General features: G+C 41.4%; 14 protein-coding genes. 3 read left to right on the forward strand and 11 right to left on the reverse strand.

All coding sequences use genetic code 11. The features are described from left to right. The 3 genes from ADI58_RS07070 to ADI58_RS07080 form a co-directional block, all read right to left on the reverse strand. Positions 1 to 613, reverse strand: a 613-nt coding sequence (locus ADI58_RS07070; protein WP_049521988.1) for a UvrD-helicase domain-containing protein, incomplete at its 3' end; no start/stop codon positions are given. Next, positions 610 to 3885, reverse strand: a complete 3276-nt coding sequence (gene rexB, locus ADI58_RS07075) for an ATP-dependent nuclease subunit B (protein ID WP_049521989.1) — start codon at positions 3883 to 3885, stop codon at positions 610 to 612. The genes rexB and ADI58_RS07070, both read right to left, overlap by 4 nt. A 129-nt stretch (positions 3886 to 4014) precedes the next feature. After that, complete coding sequence (locus tag ADI58_RS07080) at positions 4015 to 4686, reverse strand: CPBP family intramembrane glutamic endopeptidase (protein WP_049521990.1); 672 nt, start codon at positions 4684 to 4686, stop codon at positions 4015 to 4017. A 218-nt stretch (positions 4687 to 4904) separates the two neighbouring features. Here ADI58_RS07080 and ADI58_RS07085 point away from each other — a divergent pair, with 218 nt between their 5' ends. From ADI58_RS07085 to ADI58_RS07095, 3 genes are all read left to right on the forward strand, one after another. Continuing rightward, complete coding sequence (locus tag ADI58_RS07085) at positions 4905 to 5714, forward strand: Cof-type HAD-IIB family hydrolase (RefSeq protein WP_049521991.1); 810 nt, start codon at positions 4905 to 4907, stop codon at positions 5712 to 5714. A 141-nt stretch (positions 5715 to 5855) separates the two neighbouring features. Beyond that, entirely contained in the window at positions 5856 to 6764 is a 909-nt protein-coding gene (locus ADI58_RS07090) for an ABC transporter ATP-binding protein (RefSeq protein ID WP_049521992.1), read from the forward strand. 10 nt (positions 6765 to 6774) lie between these two features. After that, positions 6775 to 7527, forward strand: a complete 753-nt coding sequence (locus ADI58_RS07095; protein WP_049521993.1) for an ABC transporter permease — start codon at positions 6775 to 6777, stop codon at positions 7525 to 7527. Between the two features lie 40 nt (positions 7528 to 7567). Here the strand turns inward: ADI58_RS07095 and ADI58_RS07100 are convergent, their stop codons facing one another. The 8 genes from ADI58_RS07100 to ADI58_RS07135 form a co-directional block, all read right to left on the reverse strand. After that, complete coding sequence (locus ADI58_RS07100; protein ID WP_049521994.1) at positions 7568 to 8446, reverse strand: sensor histidine kinase; 879 nt, start codon at positions 8444 to 8446, stop codon at positions 7568 to 7570. Then, positions 8443 to 9144, reverse strand: coding sequence for a response regulator transcription factor (locus tag ADI58_RS07105; protein ID WP_049521995.1), 702 nt, complete (start codon positions 9142 to 9144; stop codon positions 8443 to 8445). The genes ADI58_RS07100 and ADI58_RS07105 overlap by 4 nt, the downstream gene beginning before the upstream one ends. A 190-nt stretch (positions 9145 to 9334) precedes the next feature. Next, on the reverse strand, positions 9335 to 10210 hold the full coding sequence (gene aguB, locus ADI58_RS07110) for an N-carbamoylputrescine amidase (protein ID WP_049521996.1): 876 nt from the start codon (positions 10208 to 10210) through the stop codon (positions 9335 to 9337). A gap of 9 nt (positions 10211 to 10219) precedes the next feature. Beyond that, positions 10220 to 11305 (reverse strand): agmatine deiminase, encoded by a 1086-nt coding sequence (gene aguA / locus ADI58_RS07115; protein WP_049521997.1) that lies wholly within the window; start codon positions 11303 to 11305, stop codon positions 10220 to 10222. Next, positions 11302 to 12429 carry a carboxynorspermidine decarboxylase gene (gene nspC / locus ADI58_RS07120; protein WP_049521998.1) on the reverse strand — a complete coding sequence of 376 codons (1128 nt, stop codon included), beginning with the start codon at positions 12427 to 12429 and terminating at the stop codon, positions 11302 to 11304. Before nspC ends, aguA begins: the two co-directional genes overlap by 4 nt. Then, positions 12429 to 13688, reverse strand: a complete 1260-nt coding sequence (locus ADI58_RS07125; protein WP_023947659.1) for a saccharopine dehydrogenase family protein — start codon at positions 13686 to 13688, stop codon at positions 12429 to 12431. The genes nspC and ADI58_RS07125 overlap by 1 nt, the downstream gene beginning before the upstream one ends. Continuing rightward, entirely contained in the window at positions 13685 to 14545 is an 861-nt protein-coding gene (gene speE, locus ADI58_RS07130; protein ID WP_000366713.1) for a polyamine aminopropyltransferase, read from the reverse strand. The genes ADI58_RS07125 and speE overlap by 4 nt, the downstream gene beginning before the upstream one ends. Beyond that, positions 14546 to 16006: an aminotransferase class I/II-fold pyridoxal phosphate-dependent enzyme gene (locus tag ADI58_RS07135; protein ID WP_049521999.1), complete on the reverse strand. Its 1461-nt coding sequence runs from the start codon at positions 16004 to 16006 to the stop codon at positions 14546 to 14548. It abuts the gene before it with no gap. Positions 16007 to 16535 lie beyond the last annotated feature (529 nt).

The following is a 16535-nucleotide window of genomic DNA, read 5'->3' on the forward strand; positions in this document are numbered from 1 at the left end:
AGATTTTATAGACCTGCTGGCGCAGACCACGTTCGTCTTTGCCACGCCCTGCAAAATTTTTCAGCAAATGACTAAAGGTCTCTTTCTGTTTACCTTGGTAATGGGCTTCAAAGACCTCATGAAAGACTTCGTTTTTTAGAAGAAGTTGCTCGCTTTGGTTTTGTAAAATACGGAAATTAGGTGCAATATCAATCAGATAGCCATGTTTACCAAGGAATTTTTGTGTGAAAGAGTCCATGGTTCCGATGGCAGCGTTGGGTAGATCAGCCAACTGACGACCCAAGTGTTGTTTGAGCTCGACATCATCCGTTTCTTGGATTTGTTGGCTGATTTTTTTCTCCAAACGTTCCTTAAGCTCTGTGGCAGCCTTGACGGTAAAGGTTGAAATAAAGAGTTGAGAAATTTCGACACCACGCGCCAATTGGTCCAGAATACGTTCGGCCATGACAAAAGTCTTCCCAGAACCAGCAGACGCTGAGACAAGGATATTATGACCAGAAGTATAGATGGCTTCGATTTGCTCGGCAGTTTTCTTTTGTTCCTTGCTCGAATGCGCTTCTACTTCTTGCAGTTTTTGAATTTCCTCCTCAGTTAAAAAGGGAATGGGCTTCATCGATTCAACTCCTCTCTTATTTTTTCAAACCAAGCTTGCTTGAGTTTTTCTCCGACAAGACGCTTGCCATCAGTTAAGTCCAACTTTTCTAGGAAACGGGCTTGCCCCAAATGGTAATTGGCTTCAAATCCTGTGATGGCTTGATGTTGCTGAACATACGGTGCAATACTTCTGCCATTTTCAGTATAAGGGTTAATGGCGAACTGACCTGCTAAAATCTTCTCAGCTGCTTTCTTGTAAAGATGGGCATTGTAGTCCAGCAGGAGCTGGAATTCCTCATCCGTCAGCTGATTGGCCTTGTTTTTATTGTAAAATTCGCCCAAATGACTGCTTTCTTTTTCTAAAAAGAGTCCTTGGTATTTCATTGACTTGCTAGCTTCTACTACTGCACCTGCCAGACTTTTAACGGCCATCAGAGATTGGACGGGCTCAGCCATTTCCAAGTACATAGCACCAAAAAAGTTCTGCTCCCCTTCTCTTTTTAAGGCAGCTAAATAGGTTGGCAACTGAGAATTAAGCCCATTAAAGAAATGAGGAAACTGGAACTGAGTCAGACTGGATTTGTAGTCTACCACTCCAATCGCCCCATCAGCTTTCAATCGGTCAATGCGGTCAACCTTGCCTCGTACAAAGACACTGCGTCCATTGTCTAATTGAATAAAGGCCTGCTCTTTCCCACCGAAATTCGCCTCTTCTTTGATGGTTTCAATAGCTGGATTGTGTCGGAGAATGTGGCCAGTCGTCCGTGCAACATCAAGTAGAACTTCCTTGGTAAACTGGGCTTCCAAACTCTCTTGATAAATAGCTTCAAATTCGCGTTCTTGACTGGTTTCTTGGATAGCTTGTTCTAAACGTTGGTCAAAGGAGTCTTCATCAGATAACTGCAAGGCACGTTCAAAAATACGGTGTAAGAAATTCCCGTGACTACGGGCATCAGGACGCAGGCGCAATTCCTCCTGCAAGCCTAAAACGTAGCGAAGAAAATAACTGTATTGGTTCCGATAAAACTCCGTCAAACCAGACGTAGACAGGTAAAACTCTTGATCAGCAGGATAGAGCGCTAGTAAGGTGTCCTTAGACAACTGCTTGCTGCTTGGACTGGTTGGGAGGGCTGGATTTTCCAGACCTTGCTGGTCTAGTTTTTTACCCATGACACGCGCCAGAACCTTGACAAAGGTCAAATCTTGCTCAGTATCACTCGTCTCGCCCTGCTGGTGATAGGCAACCAGACTGGACAAAAGACTGTGATATGACCCCATATCTTCCTTAGACAGCCCTATGTGATTCATCCTCTTCTCTCTCCGCCTAAATCCAAAATGGACTAGCTCTTGAAGATAGATTGATTCCTTGCTTTCACTTTCGTTAAAAAGGCTTGGAGCCGACAAGACCAACTCTTTACGAGCAGAATTGACCAAGGAAAGCATAGTATAGCAATTTTTCTTGAAATTTTCACTACTTGCAATCAGTAACAGTGCTCTCTCTTCTGTCGCTTGGTTTAAGCTTTGTCTCTCTTCATCTGTCAATAGACTGGTGTTTTGCGCAATTTTTGGTAAGTTGTCCTGAGTCAGTCCAATTGCGTAGACAAAGTCAGCAGTCAGTGGTGCAATCAAATCGTAACTCTGCACCAGAACGGTGTTCACTGTCGCTGGAATGATACGGTATTGAGATAGGCTCATTCCAGAATGGAGCAAGGCTAGGAAGTCTTCTAGACTAACTGGTGAACCAGCAAAAACAGTCGCAAATTGTTCTAAAATATGACAGAATGCCTTCCAAACTTCAGCTTGTCTTTCCTGTTCAAGAGCTTCCATAGTGGCTGTCAAATCTTGCAGTTGCTTGGTTACAGCTCCTTCTTTTAGAAAAGAATTCCACTTTTGCAAGAGATTTTCAGCCTTCTGTTTTCGGCTAGCAAAAAGAGTCTCAAGAGGGGTTAAAATACGCAGACGAAGAGCATTTAAACGTTCCAGATTAAATTTTCCATGGTGGGATTTGGTGAAGGTTTGCTGAAAAGCTGGCAAGCCGTTGATACCAAGATAGCGAAGATATTGCTCAAAAGCATCAATATCAGCCTGACTAAGGTCGGTATACAAACCTGTTCTGAGAAGGTTAATCAAATCCTCCTGACGGAAACGATAGCGTTTCAAAGCTAAAATAGACTCGACAAACTGTGTCAAGGGATGATGCGCCATGGATTCGCTTCTACCAAGATAGAAAGGAATCTGGTACTGGTCAAAAATGGTTTTAAGAGATAACTGATAAGAAGCCACATCCCCCAAGAGAATACGAAAATGCTTGTAACTCAGATTTGAGTTCTCGTGTAATTTCTGACGAATGCTACGTGCAACCAATTCCAACTCTTCTTTTTGCGTCAAACAAGACCAGATTTGTAAGTTTTCACGGTCCTTCTCATCGACATCCAATGTTAATTCTGAAAAGTCATAAGAAGACTCCAGCAAACGAGAGGCCTTGTCAAAGCTATCCATCTGCTCATGAGCTTGAGAACAGTCCTGAGCAGGCGTTTGGTATTTGGAGGCTAGATGATGGAGAAACTCCACACTGGCTTGGTAGAGATTGCCCTCGCTAAAAGGGCTAGTATAGGCTTTCTTACTAGCATAGGCTCCAATGACAATCTCAACACCCTTGCCATGAAGTAAGTCCACAATCCGCTCTTCTTCGGCAGAAAAACGGGTAAATCCATCAATAACCAAGGCGATTTGAGTAAAATCACTACTAACTTTGTTATTCTCAATAGCCTCAATCAAATGGGATAACTGACTTCCCTGAGCTAACTGCCCTTGGTTAAGATAGGCCGTTACTTTCTCAAAAATCAAGAGTAAATCGGCCCTCTTGTCCTCATCCGTCAAACTCTCCAAGTCCAAAAAACTCATTTGAGCAGTCGTCATCTCGTGATAAAGATCAATCAACAGCTGGATAAACTGAGGATCCTGCTTGATAGCTCCATAAACACGTAAATCCTTAGGATCAAGTTCGGCAAGGCATTTGTAAAAGGCCATCCCAAGACCGATGTCATCTAGACTGGTCTTGGCAGGCAAGTCATTCAAGATCAGGTATCGAGCCATTTGAGCAAAGCGCGTGACGGTAATCGAAAAAGAAGCCTGCTGGGACAAGCATTCCAGCACGGCACGTTCCTTTTCAAAAGAAAGAGAGTTGGGAGCGATGTAGAAGACCCGCTTGCCAGCAGCAACTAGCTCCTCCGCCTCTTTGGTTAGAATTTCAGTCAAAGAAGTCCGAATATCAGTATAAAGTAATTTCATCTCTGCCTCGTTGGAATTTTTCATTACCTTTTATTATACCATGATTAGCCAGCCAAGTCTGAAAATAATCAGTTCTTGTTCATTCGTTGAAAAGAAAATGCCGGAAAGTTCCGACATTGTTTTAGTAAGCTAACTTCCTGAAAATAGGAGTAACCACACATTCCAGAAGGCAGTGATATTAATGAGAATGTGAACTAGTATTGGATAGTAGAGATTTTTTGTCATGCGATACAATAGAGCCAAAATAAGACCTCCACTAGCATAAATGAAAAAAGCAAGAGGTGTTAAAGCAAAATTGACATGAATATAACCGAAAATAATAGCAGAAAGCAAGACATCTCCATACCAAGGCGAGTTTTTGAAAAAGGTTGTCATAAGCACACCGCGATAAATCAATTCCTCAGCAATAGGGCCGATGAAGCAAGCTATGAGCAAGAAATAGGGTAATTCCTGTCTCCCTATCATTTCTATCGTTTCATTCAAAGAAATTTGATTTGAAGATGAGGGTATGAAATAAGACAAGAAGAAGTCCGACATATACGAAATGATGTAGCTCAGTAAAAGGTAGATAAAGTACCTCGGCTGCCACTTGAAATGAAAAGTCTTCTTTTCTGCAAAAACTAGTAGATAGATGACCGCTAATAAAAGACCTCCACTCTCCATCCAAAGCAGAATCTGAAAAAACTCACGACTTGCTGGTAGATAGGACTTTGCGAGATGATTGAAAAGCCTCCAAAACCAAGTTGATTTGTAAAAAATTAAGGACAATGCTAGTAAAATCTGAATAATCCGTTTTTTCATATTAAACCCTCTGTTTTCCTTGACTAGATTATTGAATATAATGGTTTACTTAACTGTATAACAAGTTTAGTATAGCATCTCTTTACAAAATATCCTCTTCAAATCATGAATTGTCATCAAAACATCTTAAACTGTAAAATCAATTAGCCCCAAGCTTCCTATCAATTTCTTCTCCAAAATATGCTATAATAATACCAAAAGATAAAGAAGGAAAAACTATGATTAAACTACTAGCCTTGGATATGGACGGAACTCTCCTCAATGAAGCCAAGGAAATCCCACAAGCTCACATCGCTGCTATTCACCAAGCCATTGAAAAAGGTGTCAAACTGGTTCTCTGTACGGGTCGCCCCCTTTTCGGCGTCCTCCTCTACTATCAAAAACTGGGGCTGGACCTCCAGAATGAGTATGTCATTGTTAACAACGGTTGTTCAACTCACCAGACAAGTGACTGGAGTCTAGTTGACTGGCAAGAACTTAGTCCAGCTGACATCGAATACCTCTATGACCTTGCTGAAAAGAGTGATGTTCAGTTGACACTTTTTGACGAGTCACATTATTTTGTTCTCGGTGGCAAGCCCAATCAAGTTATTGAAAATGATGCCAAACTAGTCTTTTCAGACCTGACTGAAATTTCGCTTGAGGAAGCTACCAGTGGCAAGTATCTCATGTTCCAAGGTATGTTTTTGGGCACCAAAGAGCAAACAGATGATTTTGAAGAGCGTTTTGCTAAGGAGCTTTGCCAACGATTTAGTGGAGTTCGTTCGCAGCCTGTCATTTATGAAGCTATGCCACTTGGTACGACAAAGGCTACTGCTCTTTCTCGACTAGCAGAGATTTTGAAGATTGATTCCTCAGAAATCATGGCCATGGGCGATGCCAATAACGATATCGAAATGCTCCAGTTTGCAGGGCTTGGGATTGCAATGGGAAATGCCAGCGATTATGTCAAATCCCTAGCTGATGACGTTACAGCAAGCAACGAAGAAGACGGCGTTGCGCGTGCGATTGAGAAATATATTTTATAGTAAAGAAGCCCAGTTCGTGTCAACTGGGTTTTGATATTTAAGAATTCCTAAAACTTTAGAAACTCTTTAGAAATCCTTGAGCTTTCTTTGATTTCTATGCTTTATACTAGAGTTATCAAAATAAATCAAAAGGAGAGAATCATGAAAACAGTACTCTACATTCATGGATTGTCCAAAAACTTTGACAAACAAGCTATCCTTCAGGATCTTCATCTAACGATAAGAGAAGGAGATATCTATGGACTTATCGGAAAGAATGGAGCTGGGAAAACCACCTTAATCAAAATCATTACGCAACTACTGTTTGCGGATAAAGGAACTGTTTCCCTCTTTTCTAGTCAAACGGAAAATGAGTGGACCAAGGCTCTATCTCGAGTAGGTTCAGTGATTGAATCACCTGTAGCTCATAATCACTTAACAGCCTATCAAAATCTGAAATATTACTGTATGATTCGTCATATTCCAAATGCTGATCAAGTCATTCGAGAAACGCTGGACTATGTAGGTTTGTCAGATACAGGTAAGAAAGTCTTTCGTGATTTCTCGCTAGGAATGAAACAAAGACTTGGTATCGCCATTGCCCTTCTATCTAAACCAGACTTCCTGATATTAGATGAACCTATCAATGGTCTAGACCCAATCGGTATCAAAGAATTTCGATCAATGATTCAACGGCTCAATCAAGAAAAAGGGATCACCATTCTCATCTCTAGCCATATCTTGTCAGAACTCTATCTCCTAGCCAATCGTTTTGGTATTTTAGATCAAGGCAAGATTATTCGTGAAATCAGCAAAGCTGAATTTGAAACACTAAGTGAGGATTATATTGTTCTTAAGACAGCTGATCAAGAGAAAGCTTGTCAAGTATTGAAAGAACAAATCCAGCTCCAGTTCAAGGTTGTTAATCCTGAAAATGAAATCCATATCTTTGGTCAGGAACAAGATGTCAAACAGATTCTCAAGGAATTAACCTTGGCAGATGTTGCCATTGACGAGATTTACTATGCCCGTCAAAACCTAGAAGAATACTTCACTCAATTGGTCGAATAGGAGAAAAATCATGATACATACCATTCAAGCAGACTTTTACCGTCTTTTCCGTTCCAAAGGATTCTGGATTACAGAGTTCATTCTCTTTGTAATCATGTTAATGGGGGCTGTTTTTGGGGCTACTGGCCATCTAATGGCAATCAATACAGAAGAACCAGAAATTCCAACCCATGGTTGGGACGGTGTACAGGCACTTATTAACGCATCTAGTCAAGGTTCAAACCTCGTTTTTCTCTGTATCGTCCTAGCCTGCCTCGTTCTTGGAGTTGATTTAATCGGCAAACTCTATAAAAATAATTTAACAGTGGGTGTCTCTCGTACCGAGTTTTTTCTAGCGAAAGCCTTTGTATTGGCTTCTATTGCACTTTTACAAGTCATCATCAGCCTTGTGATTGCCTTTATTCCAGCAACGATCTTAAATGGATTTGGAACCATGCCTGATGACTTTATTGGAAATCTACTGATAACCATTTCCCTTCAATTCCTTTGCCTCCTTGCTTGGCTTTCCATTGTTTCCTTCATCCTCTATGTTAGTCATTCTTATATTGCGGTATTTATTGGTTATTTGGTCAGCTCTATCTCACTTTCTATGCCAATGATCATTTTTCCAAGTATCAAAATTTTGCCATATTTATCATTGCAGTTTTTCTATGCTATGACTGCTAATAGTGAGTCAATTCTCTACACATTTATAGTTAGCTTAGCTGTTATTGTAATCTTTAATATAGGTGGACTGGCAGTTTTCAAAAAGAAAAGTCTATAAAAAATGACCTCCTCTAGCCTACAGAGGAGGTTTCTTTTCGTTAAAAGTAAATGAAAACCGACAACCACTGTCCATCTGTGCTTAGTTTCATCTCTGCACCGAGAAGATGGCATAATTCCTCAGTGATATAAAGGCCTAAACCAGAGGATTCTTCGGTGTCTGATAGATTTTCAGAATAAAAACGATTGCTAAGATTTTCTATTTTTTTGATGGGCTGTTTGACAAGGTTTGCAATCTCTAAGACAAGCTGTTCCTTTTCCTTTCTCAAAGATAGTCGCGCTTCTTCCTTGCCATGTTTGAGGACATTTCCAAGCAGATTTTGTAAAATTCGATCCAGTAAGTCTTCATCAGTCCTCATTTTCAGACCAGCTTCAACCTTAAAATCAAGCATGATATTTGCCGCCTGAAAAACATCATAATAAGCCAAAGTTTTTTTGGTGATAAAAGCTGAAAGATCCACTTCTTCCAGTTTCGGTTTGACAGCTCCTTCCATCAAACGACGGTATTCTAGGAGAGCCTCCAAACGTTTGGAAACTAAATCAAGGTGCTGGGCTATTTTTTGTAGGGTTTCTGCTTTGTTTTCAGGAGACTTTATCAATTGTTGAGTGTAGCCTGACGCGATAGTCAGAGGCGTCCGAATATCATGGGCGATATTGCTGATGGCCATATCCAGAGTCTGCTTTTCCCTTTTCATAACCAATCGAGATTGCTCTACTTCCTGAAATAGATTCTCAATCTGCTGGTAGAGATGTAAAAAATGTTTGGAAAAAATGCTGACTCCGACTCTTTTCATACTACCTGTGAGAATCTTGTCCTCAATCTGTTGACTCAAGTTTTTAAGTGCTAGATGGTAGCGAATTAATACAATCGATAAAATAATTAGGAGTATCAGTAGGATAAAGATTATCATGTAGGTCATTGCTTGTCTCCTTTTAATCTTACCCCAACTCCCCAAATGGTTTCAATATATTCTTGATTTGGGTCAAGCTGGTTTAATTTTTTACGAAGATTACTCAAATGCGTATTGAGGGTATTATCTCCAGGTAGGTAGCTATCCTCCCAGACCAATTCATAAAGTTCTTCCTTGGTAAAAATTTTCTTAGGGTGTTTGAGAAGAGTTTGGAGAATCAAGCATTCTTTCTTAGCAAGGCGAATCGTTTCCTGACTATTTTTGATTTCAAAACTTTCTGCATCAAACTGGATATTTTTCAAGTTTTGTGGCAGATTTTCAGTTTTTCCTATTTCCATAGGCTGTTTTTCTACGCTTTGACGTAATTGAACAGTAACTCTGGCAAAGACTTCGTCCAAATCAAAAGGCTTGACGATGTAATCATTGGCACCGTCTAAGAGGTATTGACTGATTAACTTCTTATCGCTCAAAGCCGTTAGCATAATGACTGGAATTTGACTTTGTTCCCTGATAGCTTTTAAAACCTGATCCCCATTTTTCCCAGGAAGCATGATATCGAGCAAAACGAGGTCAATTCCCCCTTGGTCAAAATGCATGATTCCTTCTGTACCAGAAAAGGCTTGAATCACCTCATGCTCGTCAGCAAGAAGTGTTCGCAAAATTTCTTGAATGTCACTATTGTCTTCAATAACCAATATCCTAGCCATAAATACCAACCTTTCTGCAACTATTATAGCATGTTTTATTGATAAAGCTTAAACAGAAAAGCTCCTCGCATAAAAGCGCGAGAAAGCTTTGGAGGATTAAAATATAAAATCCACTTACTAGATGACCTAGTATCCCTATAGTTACTAGTGAAAACGAGTCTAGCAGAATGAATCTCTCATTTCTTCCCTACTAGTCCGTAATTCGTTGATACATTTCGGGTCTTCTATCACGAAACAAGCCCCAGTTTAAGCGCTCGCTTGCTCCCTTGTCTAGGTCATAAGTAGCTAACAGAACAGCTTCTCCTTGTCTTTCAGCTTGCTCTAGAATAGCTCCTGTTTCATCCGTCATAAAGGATGAACCGTAGAAGTCAAGACTGGAACTCTGTCCACCATTTTCATCACTTGGAGTGACTTCCTCCAAGCCATAGCGATTGACTGCAATAACTGGGACAATATTTGCTGCTGCGTGTCCTTGCATGGTACGTTGCCAGTGACCACAACTATCTGTATCCAAAATCGGCTCTGAACCGATGGCTGTTGGATAAAAGAGCAATTCTGCCCCGTTCAGAGCAAGACAGCGGGCTGTTTCAGGGAACCATTGATCCCAACAGATACCGATCCCAATCTTAGCATAGCGAGTATCCCAGACCTTAAAACCAGTGTTACCAGGCGTGAAATAGAATTTTTCTTGATAGTAATGGTCGTCTGGTATGTGGGTTTTCCGATAAACGCCCAGTACCTCACCGTCTGCATCAATGACAGCAATAGAGTTATACAAGACATTGCCATCTTTTTCATAGAAACTGATTGGTAAAACGACCTTTAGCTCCTTTGCAATGGTTTTAAAATGCTGAATGGCTGTATTGTCTGTCACCGACTGGGCATGCTGGTAGTAGTCATACTGACGTTCCTGACAGAAATAGGGACGTTCAAACAACTCTGGTAAGAGAATGATTTGTGCGCCTTGTTCTGCAGCCTGACGTACTAAACGCTCCGCTGTTTGAATATTTGTTGCCACATCCTTGTCACATTGCATCTGAATGGCTGCAACTCTTACATTTCTCATCTTTTTCTCCTATTCTGGGATTTGTTGGGTGATACAGTGGATATTGCCACCACCTAAAAGAATATCTCTGGCTGGAATTCCGACAACTTTACGGTCTGGGAAACACTTACTGAGAATATCTAAGGCTACTTGGTCGTTTTTATCTTGAAACTGGGGAACCAAGACTGCCTTATTGGCGATATAAAAATTTACGTAGGAAGCAGCAAGCCTTTCACCTGCGTATCGCTCTTCTTCTCCTTCTTCATAGATGTAGCCTGGCAAATCCTCTTCGGTTACAACTTGACGAACTGCAGGGATAGGCAATTTATGAATGGTGAAGGGACGACATTTTGCATCCGTTTCTTGCTCTAAGAGTTCGAGATCTGCTTTTGACATGGCATATTGAGGATCACTTTCGTCGTCCGTCCAAGCCAAGACAAGCTCAGCAGGACCAACGAAGGCAGCAACATTGTCAACGTGTTCATTGGTTTCATCCTGATAAATACCATAAGGAAGCCAGATAACTTTTTCAGCTCCAAGGCTCTCTAATAAGGTGTTTTCGATTTCCTCTTTACTGAGGTGAGGATTGCGACCAGGACTAAGCAAGCAACTTTCAGTTACGAGAATGGTTCCTTGGCCATCGCTATGGATTGCTCCGCCTTCCAGTACAAAGGGTTTGGCATCATAGACAGGCATATCCAAGGCCTCAGCAAAATGACTAGCTACTTGGTCATCATCTTCATAATCTTGATAAAGACCATCAACAGCACCACCCCAAGCATTGAAAGACCAGTCTACTCCCAACTTTTCCCTTTTATCATTAAGGAGAATGGTTGGGCCAGTATCACGCGCCCAGGCATCATTGGTAGGAATATCTAGATAAACAACCTTGTCTCCTAGATAGGATTGGGCTTCAGATAGATAATCTTGCTCCACCAAAAGATAGACTCTTTCTCCCTCTGCTATGGTTTTTATAATCTGACTAAATGCTCTTTTAGCAGCTTTACCTTGAAAAGGCCAAGACCCTGGTCTTGTAGGCCATATCATGAGGGTACCATGGTGGGTTTCATACTCTGCTGGCATACGATAGCCTAATTTTTTGGGACTGTCCATCATGATAATCTCCCTTTAAAATCTTGATAGCCGAAGGCTTTGACTAAGCTACAGTCACCCTGATCGCCCATGAGATAGAGACTTGGCAATCCAATACCATTAAAGGTATTATTTTTGACAAATGAGTAAATAGCCATGTCTTCGAAATAAAGTCTGTCTCCGATTTGGACTGGATTTTCAAAGCTATAATCACCAATCACATCGCCCGTCAGACAAGTATTGGAAGAAAGTCTATAGGTATGGGCTTTTTCCTGTGCCTCAAAGCCATTTCTCAAAGGTGGACGATAGGGCATCTCAAGTACATCAGGCATATGGCAGGTCGCAGAGGCGTCTAAAACCAAGATTTCCATACCGTTTTCTACAATATCTAATACCTCAGTTGCTAGATAACCCGCATTGAGCGCAATGGCTTCACCCGGCTCGATATAGATTTCAAGATTGTAAGTTTCTCGGATACGCTTGATTTCTGAAATCAGCAAATCCACATCGTAACCTTCTCTTGTGATGTGGTGTCCGCCCCCCATATTGAGCCATTTGATCTCATGTAAGTACGAACCAAACTGCGCTTCTACAGCTTTCAAAGTTGTTTGTAAATCATCTGCCCCCTGCTCGCAAAGGGTGTGAAAATGAAGACCATCCACCAAATCTAGTAAATCACTAGGAATCTTGTCTAGAGTGACTCCAAAACGAGAGCCTGGTGCACAAGGGTCATAGAGCGCGTGGTCACCTTGAGTTGAACACTGAGGGTTGAGGCGCAAACCAACACTGACACCAGCCTCCCGACAACGAGATCCATGCTTACGCAACTGTCTTTCTGAGTTAAAGACGATATGGTCTGTTATCTCAAGTAATTCCTCCAAGTCCGCTTCCTTGAAAGCTGGCGCAAATACATGGACTTCCCCCGGGAACTCTTCTCTAGCGAGCTTAGCTTCATATAGACCACTTGCAGTTGTGCCAGATAGATACTGGCTAATCAAGGGATAGGTTTTATAGAGGGAATAGGCCTTCTGGGCAAGCAAAACCTTGCAACCAGCTTCTTCTTGAACATATTGTAAGATACGGCAATTGGCTTCTAACTTGGCCAAATCAATGACATAGGCTGGTGTTGGTACTTGTTCTAGCTTCATTAGTCCACCATTTGTGGATTTTCAACCACAACCCAAGGCAAACCATACTCATTCAAAGCTTCCATGAATGGATCTGGATCCAATTCTTCAAGGTTGTAAACTCCAGCTTGTTTCCAAGTTCCGTTCATAACCAATTTTGTCCCAATCATGGCTGGAACGCCAGTCGTGTAAGAAATTGCTTGTGAACCAACTTCTGCGTAACATTCCTGATGGTCGCAGACATTGTAGATGTAGATGGTCTTTTCAACACCATCTTTAACACCTGTAAAGATACAACCAATATTGGTTTTTCCAACTGTACGTGGTCCAAGACTGGCAGGGTCTGGAAGCAAGGCTTTCAAAAATTGAATTGGAACAATTTCTTGGCCGTTAAAGTTAATGGCATCCGTACGAAGGAGACCGACATTTTCCAAGCATTTCATGTGAGTTAGATAAGATTGACCAAAAGTCATAAAGAAACGAATGCGTTTGACACCTGGAATGTTCTTAGCCAATGATTCGATTTCTTCGTGGTGAAGGAGATACATGTCTTTTTGCCCAACCTGAGGGAAATCGTACTCGCGCTTGATAGACATGGCTTCAACTTCGACCCATTTTCCATCTTCCCAGTAAGAACCTGGTGCAGAAACCTCGCGGAGATTGATTTCTGGGTTAAAGTTTGTTGCAAACGGATAACCGTGGTCACCACCATTACAGTCTAAAATGTCGATATAGTGGATTTCATCAAAATAGTGTTTGAGGGCATAAGCTGAGAAAACACTGGTCACACCTGGGTCAAAACCAGAACCAAGTAGAGCGGTCAAGCCAGCTTCTTTAAATTTTTCTTGATAAGCCCATTGCCATGAGTAGTCAAAGTAGGCTGTAAATCCAAGTTCCTTACAGCGTTTTTCGTAGATAGCACGCCACTCAGGGTCTTCTGTGTCTTCTGCTTCGTAGTTAGCTGTGTCGATATAGTGAACACCTGTTGCCAAACAAGCATCCATAATGGTTAAATCTTGATATGGTAAAGCTACGTTCAAAACAGCTTCTGGTTTGTAGCTTTCAATCAAGGCAATGACTTCTTCGACCTTGTCAGCATCAAGAGCAGCTGTCTCAATCTTTGTACTTGTTTTACCTTCTAGCTTCGCTTTCAAGTCATCGCATTTTGACTTAGTACGGCTAGCAATCATAATTTCTGTAAAGGTTTCGCTATCTTGGCAAATCTTTGAAATAGCAACTTGGGCAACGCCCCCACATCCAATAACTAGTAAACGACTCATTTTTTTCCTTCCTCTTCTTCTAAAATGTCTTCAACATACTTGGGCAACATAAAGGCTCCCACGTGTAAGTTTGCAGTGTAGTATTCTGTGAAAAGCTGGCGTTTTTTCCAGCCTTCCTTGTCAAAATCTTTGACAGGGTGGTATTTTTTCGATGCAAATCCAAACAACCAATAGCCAGCTGGACTGGTTGGGATGTGGGCTTGGTAGACCCGACTAATTGGAAAGGCTTGATTAACCTTACGGTGCATGCTTCGGCAAGCCGACTCATCTTCGTCAAAGAAAGGACTACCATGCTGGTATATCATGATACCGTCCTCTTTCAAGGCTCTGTAACTATTTCCGTAAAATTCCTTGGTAAAGAGCCCTTCCGTATGTCCAAATGGATCTGTCGCATCGTTGATAATGATATCGTAATCATCTTCGCAGTTTCGCAAAAAGCGTAGCCCATTTTGATAGTAAATGGTAACACGAGGATCATCTAACCCCGCAGCAAAATCTGGAAAATACTCACGACAAACCTCAACCAACATCTCATCTGGTTCCACGATATCGATTTGTTCCAGCTCAGGATAGAGTGTTAATACTTGGGCAACACCGCCGTCACCACCCCCAATAACCAAGACTTTCTTGGGATTTGGGTGGACAGCCATGGGAACGTGAACAGTCATTTCGTTGTAGACAAAATCATCTGCATCTGAAAACAAGACATGGCCGTTTAAAATCAATATCTTTCCAAAAGCTGGAGTATCTAATACTTCAATATCCTGCCACTCACTTTTTCCAGCATAGAGTTGCTTGGCTGTTCTCAGGGACAATTTGACATCTGGAGTATGAACTTCAGAAAACCATAAATCCATCTAGTTCTCCTTTCTCTTAATGACGTTGATGTGATTGACCTCTGGATCTTCCGTCCCTTGGAGGGAGCAACCACGTTCCTTGGCAAATTGGATATAGCCGACAATTTCTCGTGTAATGCGTTCACCTGGTGCTAGAATTGGAATTCCTGGAGGATAGCACATGACAAATTCCCCACATACTTGTCCAACAGATTCATCCAAGGTCAAACTTTTTCTCTCTGAATAAAAGGCTTCCTGAGGAGATAGGACCAACTCAGGCTGAATATATTCTCCAGCTATCAAGTCCTTCCCATCTCGTGAATAGAGTCTCTTGATATCAGCAAGAGCACCAACCAAGCGCTCGATGTCTTGGATGCGGTCACCGATTGAAATATAGGCCAAGATATTACCAATATCACCAAACTCAATCTGAATGTCGTATTCGTCTCGTAGGAGGTCATAAACCTCGATACCTGTTAAGCCAATACCCTGAGTGTAAACTGACAGCTTGGTTACATCAAAATCGCAAACGGACACTCCGTCTATTAACTCTTTTGAATAGGCGTAATAACCGCCAATAGCATTGATTTCACGGCGAGCATACTCGGATAGCTCAATGACTTTCTCAAACGACTCTTTACCACGAAGGACCAAGTTGCGACGTGAAATATCCAAACTAGCCATCAACAAATAAGAGGCGGATGTTGACTGGGTCAGGTTGATAATCTGACGAACGTATTCAGGATTCATCTGCTCCCCGATTAAAAGAAGCGAACTTTGGGTCAAACTCCCACCAGACTTATGCATGGAGACTGCTGCCATATCAGCACCTGCATCCATAGCAGAAATTGGAAGTTTATCAGTAAAATGCAAATGCGCTCCGTGGGCTTCATCTACTAAAACCATCATGCCAGCTTCATGAGCCATTTCTGTCAACCCCTTTAAGTCTGAACAGATTCCGTAGTAAGTAGGATTGTTAATCAAAATGGCCTTGGCATCTGGATGGTCCTTTATGGCCTTAGCTACTCGATCATTTTCAAGACCTAAAGCGATACCAATCTTAGGATCTACACTCATCTCAATATAGATGGGAATAGCACCACATAGAACCAGCGCATTAATAGCAGATTTATGGACATTACGTGGCAGAATAATCTTATCTCCTGCCTTGCAGGTTGACAGAATCATGGTCTGCACCGATGAAGTTGTTCCCCCAATCATGAGAAAGGCATGGGCTGCTCCAAAAGCATCAGCTGCCAGCTCCTCTGCATCCCGAATAATCGAAATGGGGTGACCAAGATTATCCAAGGGTTTCATCGAATTGACATCAATGCCTACACATTTTTCTCCTAAGAGTTCGACAAGTTCTGGATTTCCTCGTCCACGCTTGTGACCTGGAACATCAAAGGGAACAATCCTTTTCTTGCGTAACTTCACCATGGCCTCATAAATTGGGGCCTGGTTTTGATCTAACTCTTTCAAGACATACTCCTTTACCGTATTTTTAGCGCTTCAAGAAGACGAAGGCGACTAAAGGTTGACTCATGAAAAAAGAGCAGGTTTTCACCTGCTCTGCAATCTTCTGACGTTTTTATGTTTGTTTCTGTTGAGTATGTCTGTTCCCGATGTTTCCTAACTCTCTAGTAGCAAATATTACGTACTTTATTGATCGTTTCACAAGATGACGTGTGCTTTCACCACACTAAAAATTTATGAATTAGGACAAGTGTCCTAACATCAACTTATAAAAGTAGGCTTTTAACCCTATCAATAATGTGGTTTTTCAACCACGCTTCGGCATTCAACCCTGCCTGTCCGTAGGCATTTTTTACTCGGGTTTATATTTGCTAGAAAACATCATCTCATTTTCTAAGCTCCATTACTATATCATGTTTTCAAGAACTTGTAAAGCGTTTTACGAAAAAAATATAAAAAAGTTCGCAAAATATTTGGATTTTATTTGATTTAATACTAATTATTTTCTTGTAAACGATTATAACATGAACGAAAT

Source organism: Streptococcus mitis (assembly GCF_001074635.1).
Lineage (GTDB): Bacteria > Bacillota > Bacilli > Lactobacillales > Streptococcaceae > Streptococcus > Streptococcus mitis_E.

Excerpts from the sequence above, each read along its gene's own strand:
- ADI58_RS07090 (WP_049521992.1), top strand. The coding sequence starts at position 5,856 with ATGAAAACAGTACTCTACATTCATGGATTGTCCAAAAACTTTGACAAA.
- ADI58_RS07125 (WP_023947659.1), bottom strand. The coding sequence starts at position 13,688 with ATGAGTCGTTTACTAGTTATTGGATGTGGGGGCGTTGCCCAAGTTGCT.
- nspC (WP_049521998.1), bottom strand. The coding sequence starts at position 12,429 with ATGAAGCTAGAACAAGTACCAACACCAGCCTATGTCATTGATTTGGCC.
- aguB (WP_049521996.1), bottom strand. The coding sequence starts at position 10,210 with ATGAGAAATGTAAGAGTTGCAGCCATTCAGATGCAATGTGACAAGGAT.
- ADI58_RS07095 (WP_049521993.1), top strand. The coding sequence starts at position 6,775 with ATGATACATACCATTCAAGCAGACTTTTACCGTCTTTTCCGTTCCAAA.
- ADI58_RS07080 (WP_049521990.1), bottom strand. The coding sequence starts at position 4,686 with ATGAAAAAACGGATTATTCAGATTTTACTAGCATTGTCCTTAATTTTT.
- rexB (WP_049521989.1), bottom strand. The coding sequence starts at position 3,885 with ATGAAATTACTTTATACTGATATTCGGACTTCTTTGACTGAAATTCTA.
- ADI58_RS07100 (WP_049521994.1), bottom strand. The coding sequence starts at position 8,446 with ATGACCTACATGATAATCTTTATCCTACTGATACTCCTAATTATTTTA.
- ADI58_RS07105 (WP_049521995.1), bottom strand. The coding sequence starts at position 9,144 with ATGGCTAGGATATTGGTTATTGAAGACAATAGTGACATTCAAGAAATT.
- aguA (WP_049521997.1), bottom strand. The coding sequence starts at position 11,305 with ATGATGGACAGTCCCAAAAAATTAGGCTATCGTATGCCAGCAGAGTAT.
- speE (WP_000366713.1), bottom strand. The coding sequence starts at position 14,545 with ATGGATTTATGGTTTTCTGAAGTTCATACTCCAGATGTCAAATTGTCC.
- ADI58_RS07085 (WP_049521991.1), top strand. The coding sequence starts at position 4,905 with ATGATTAAACTACTAGCCTTGGATATGGACGGAACTCTCCTCAATGAA.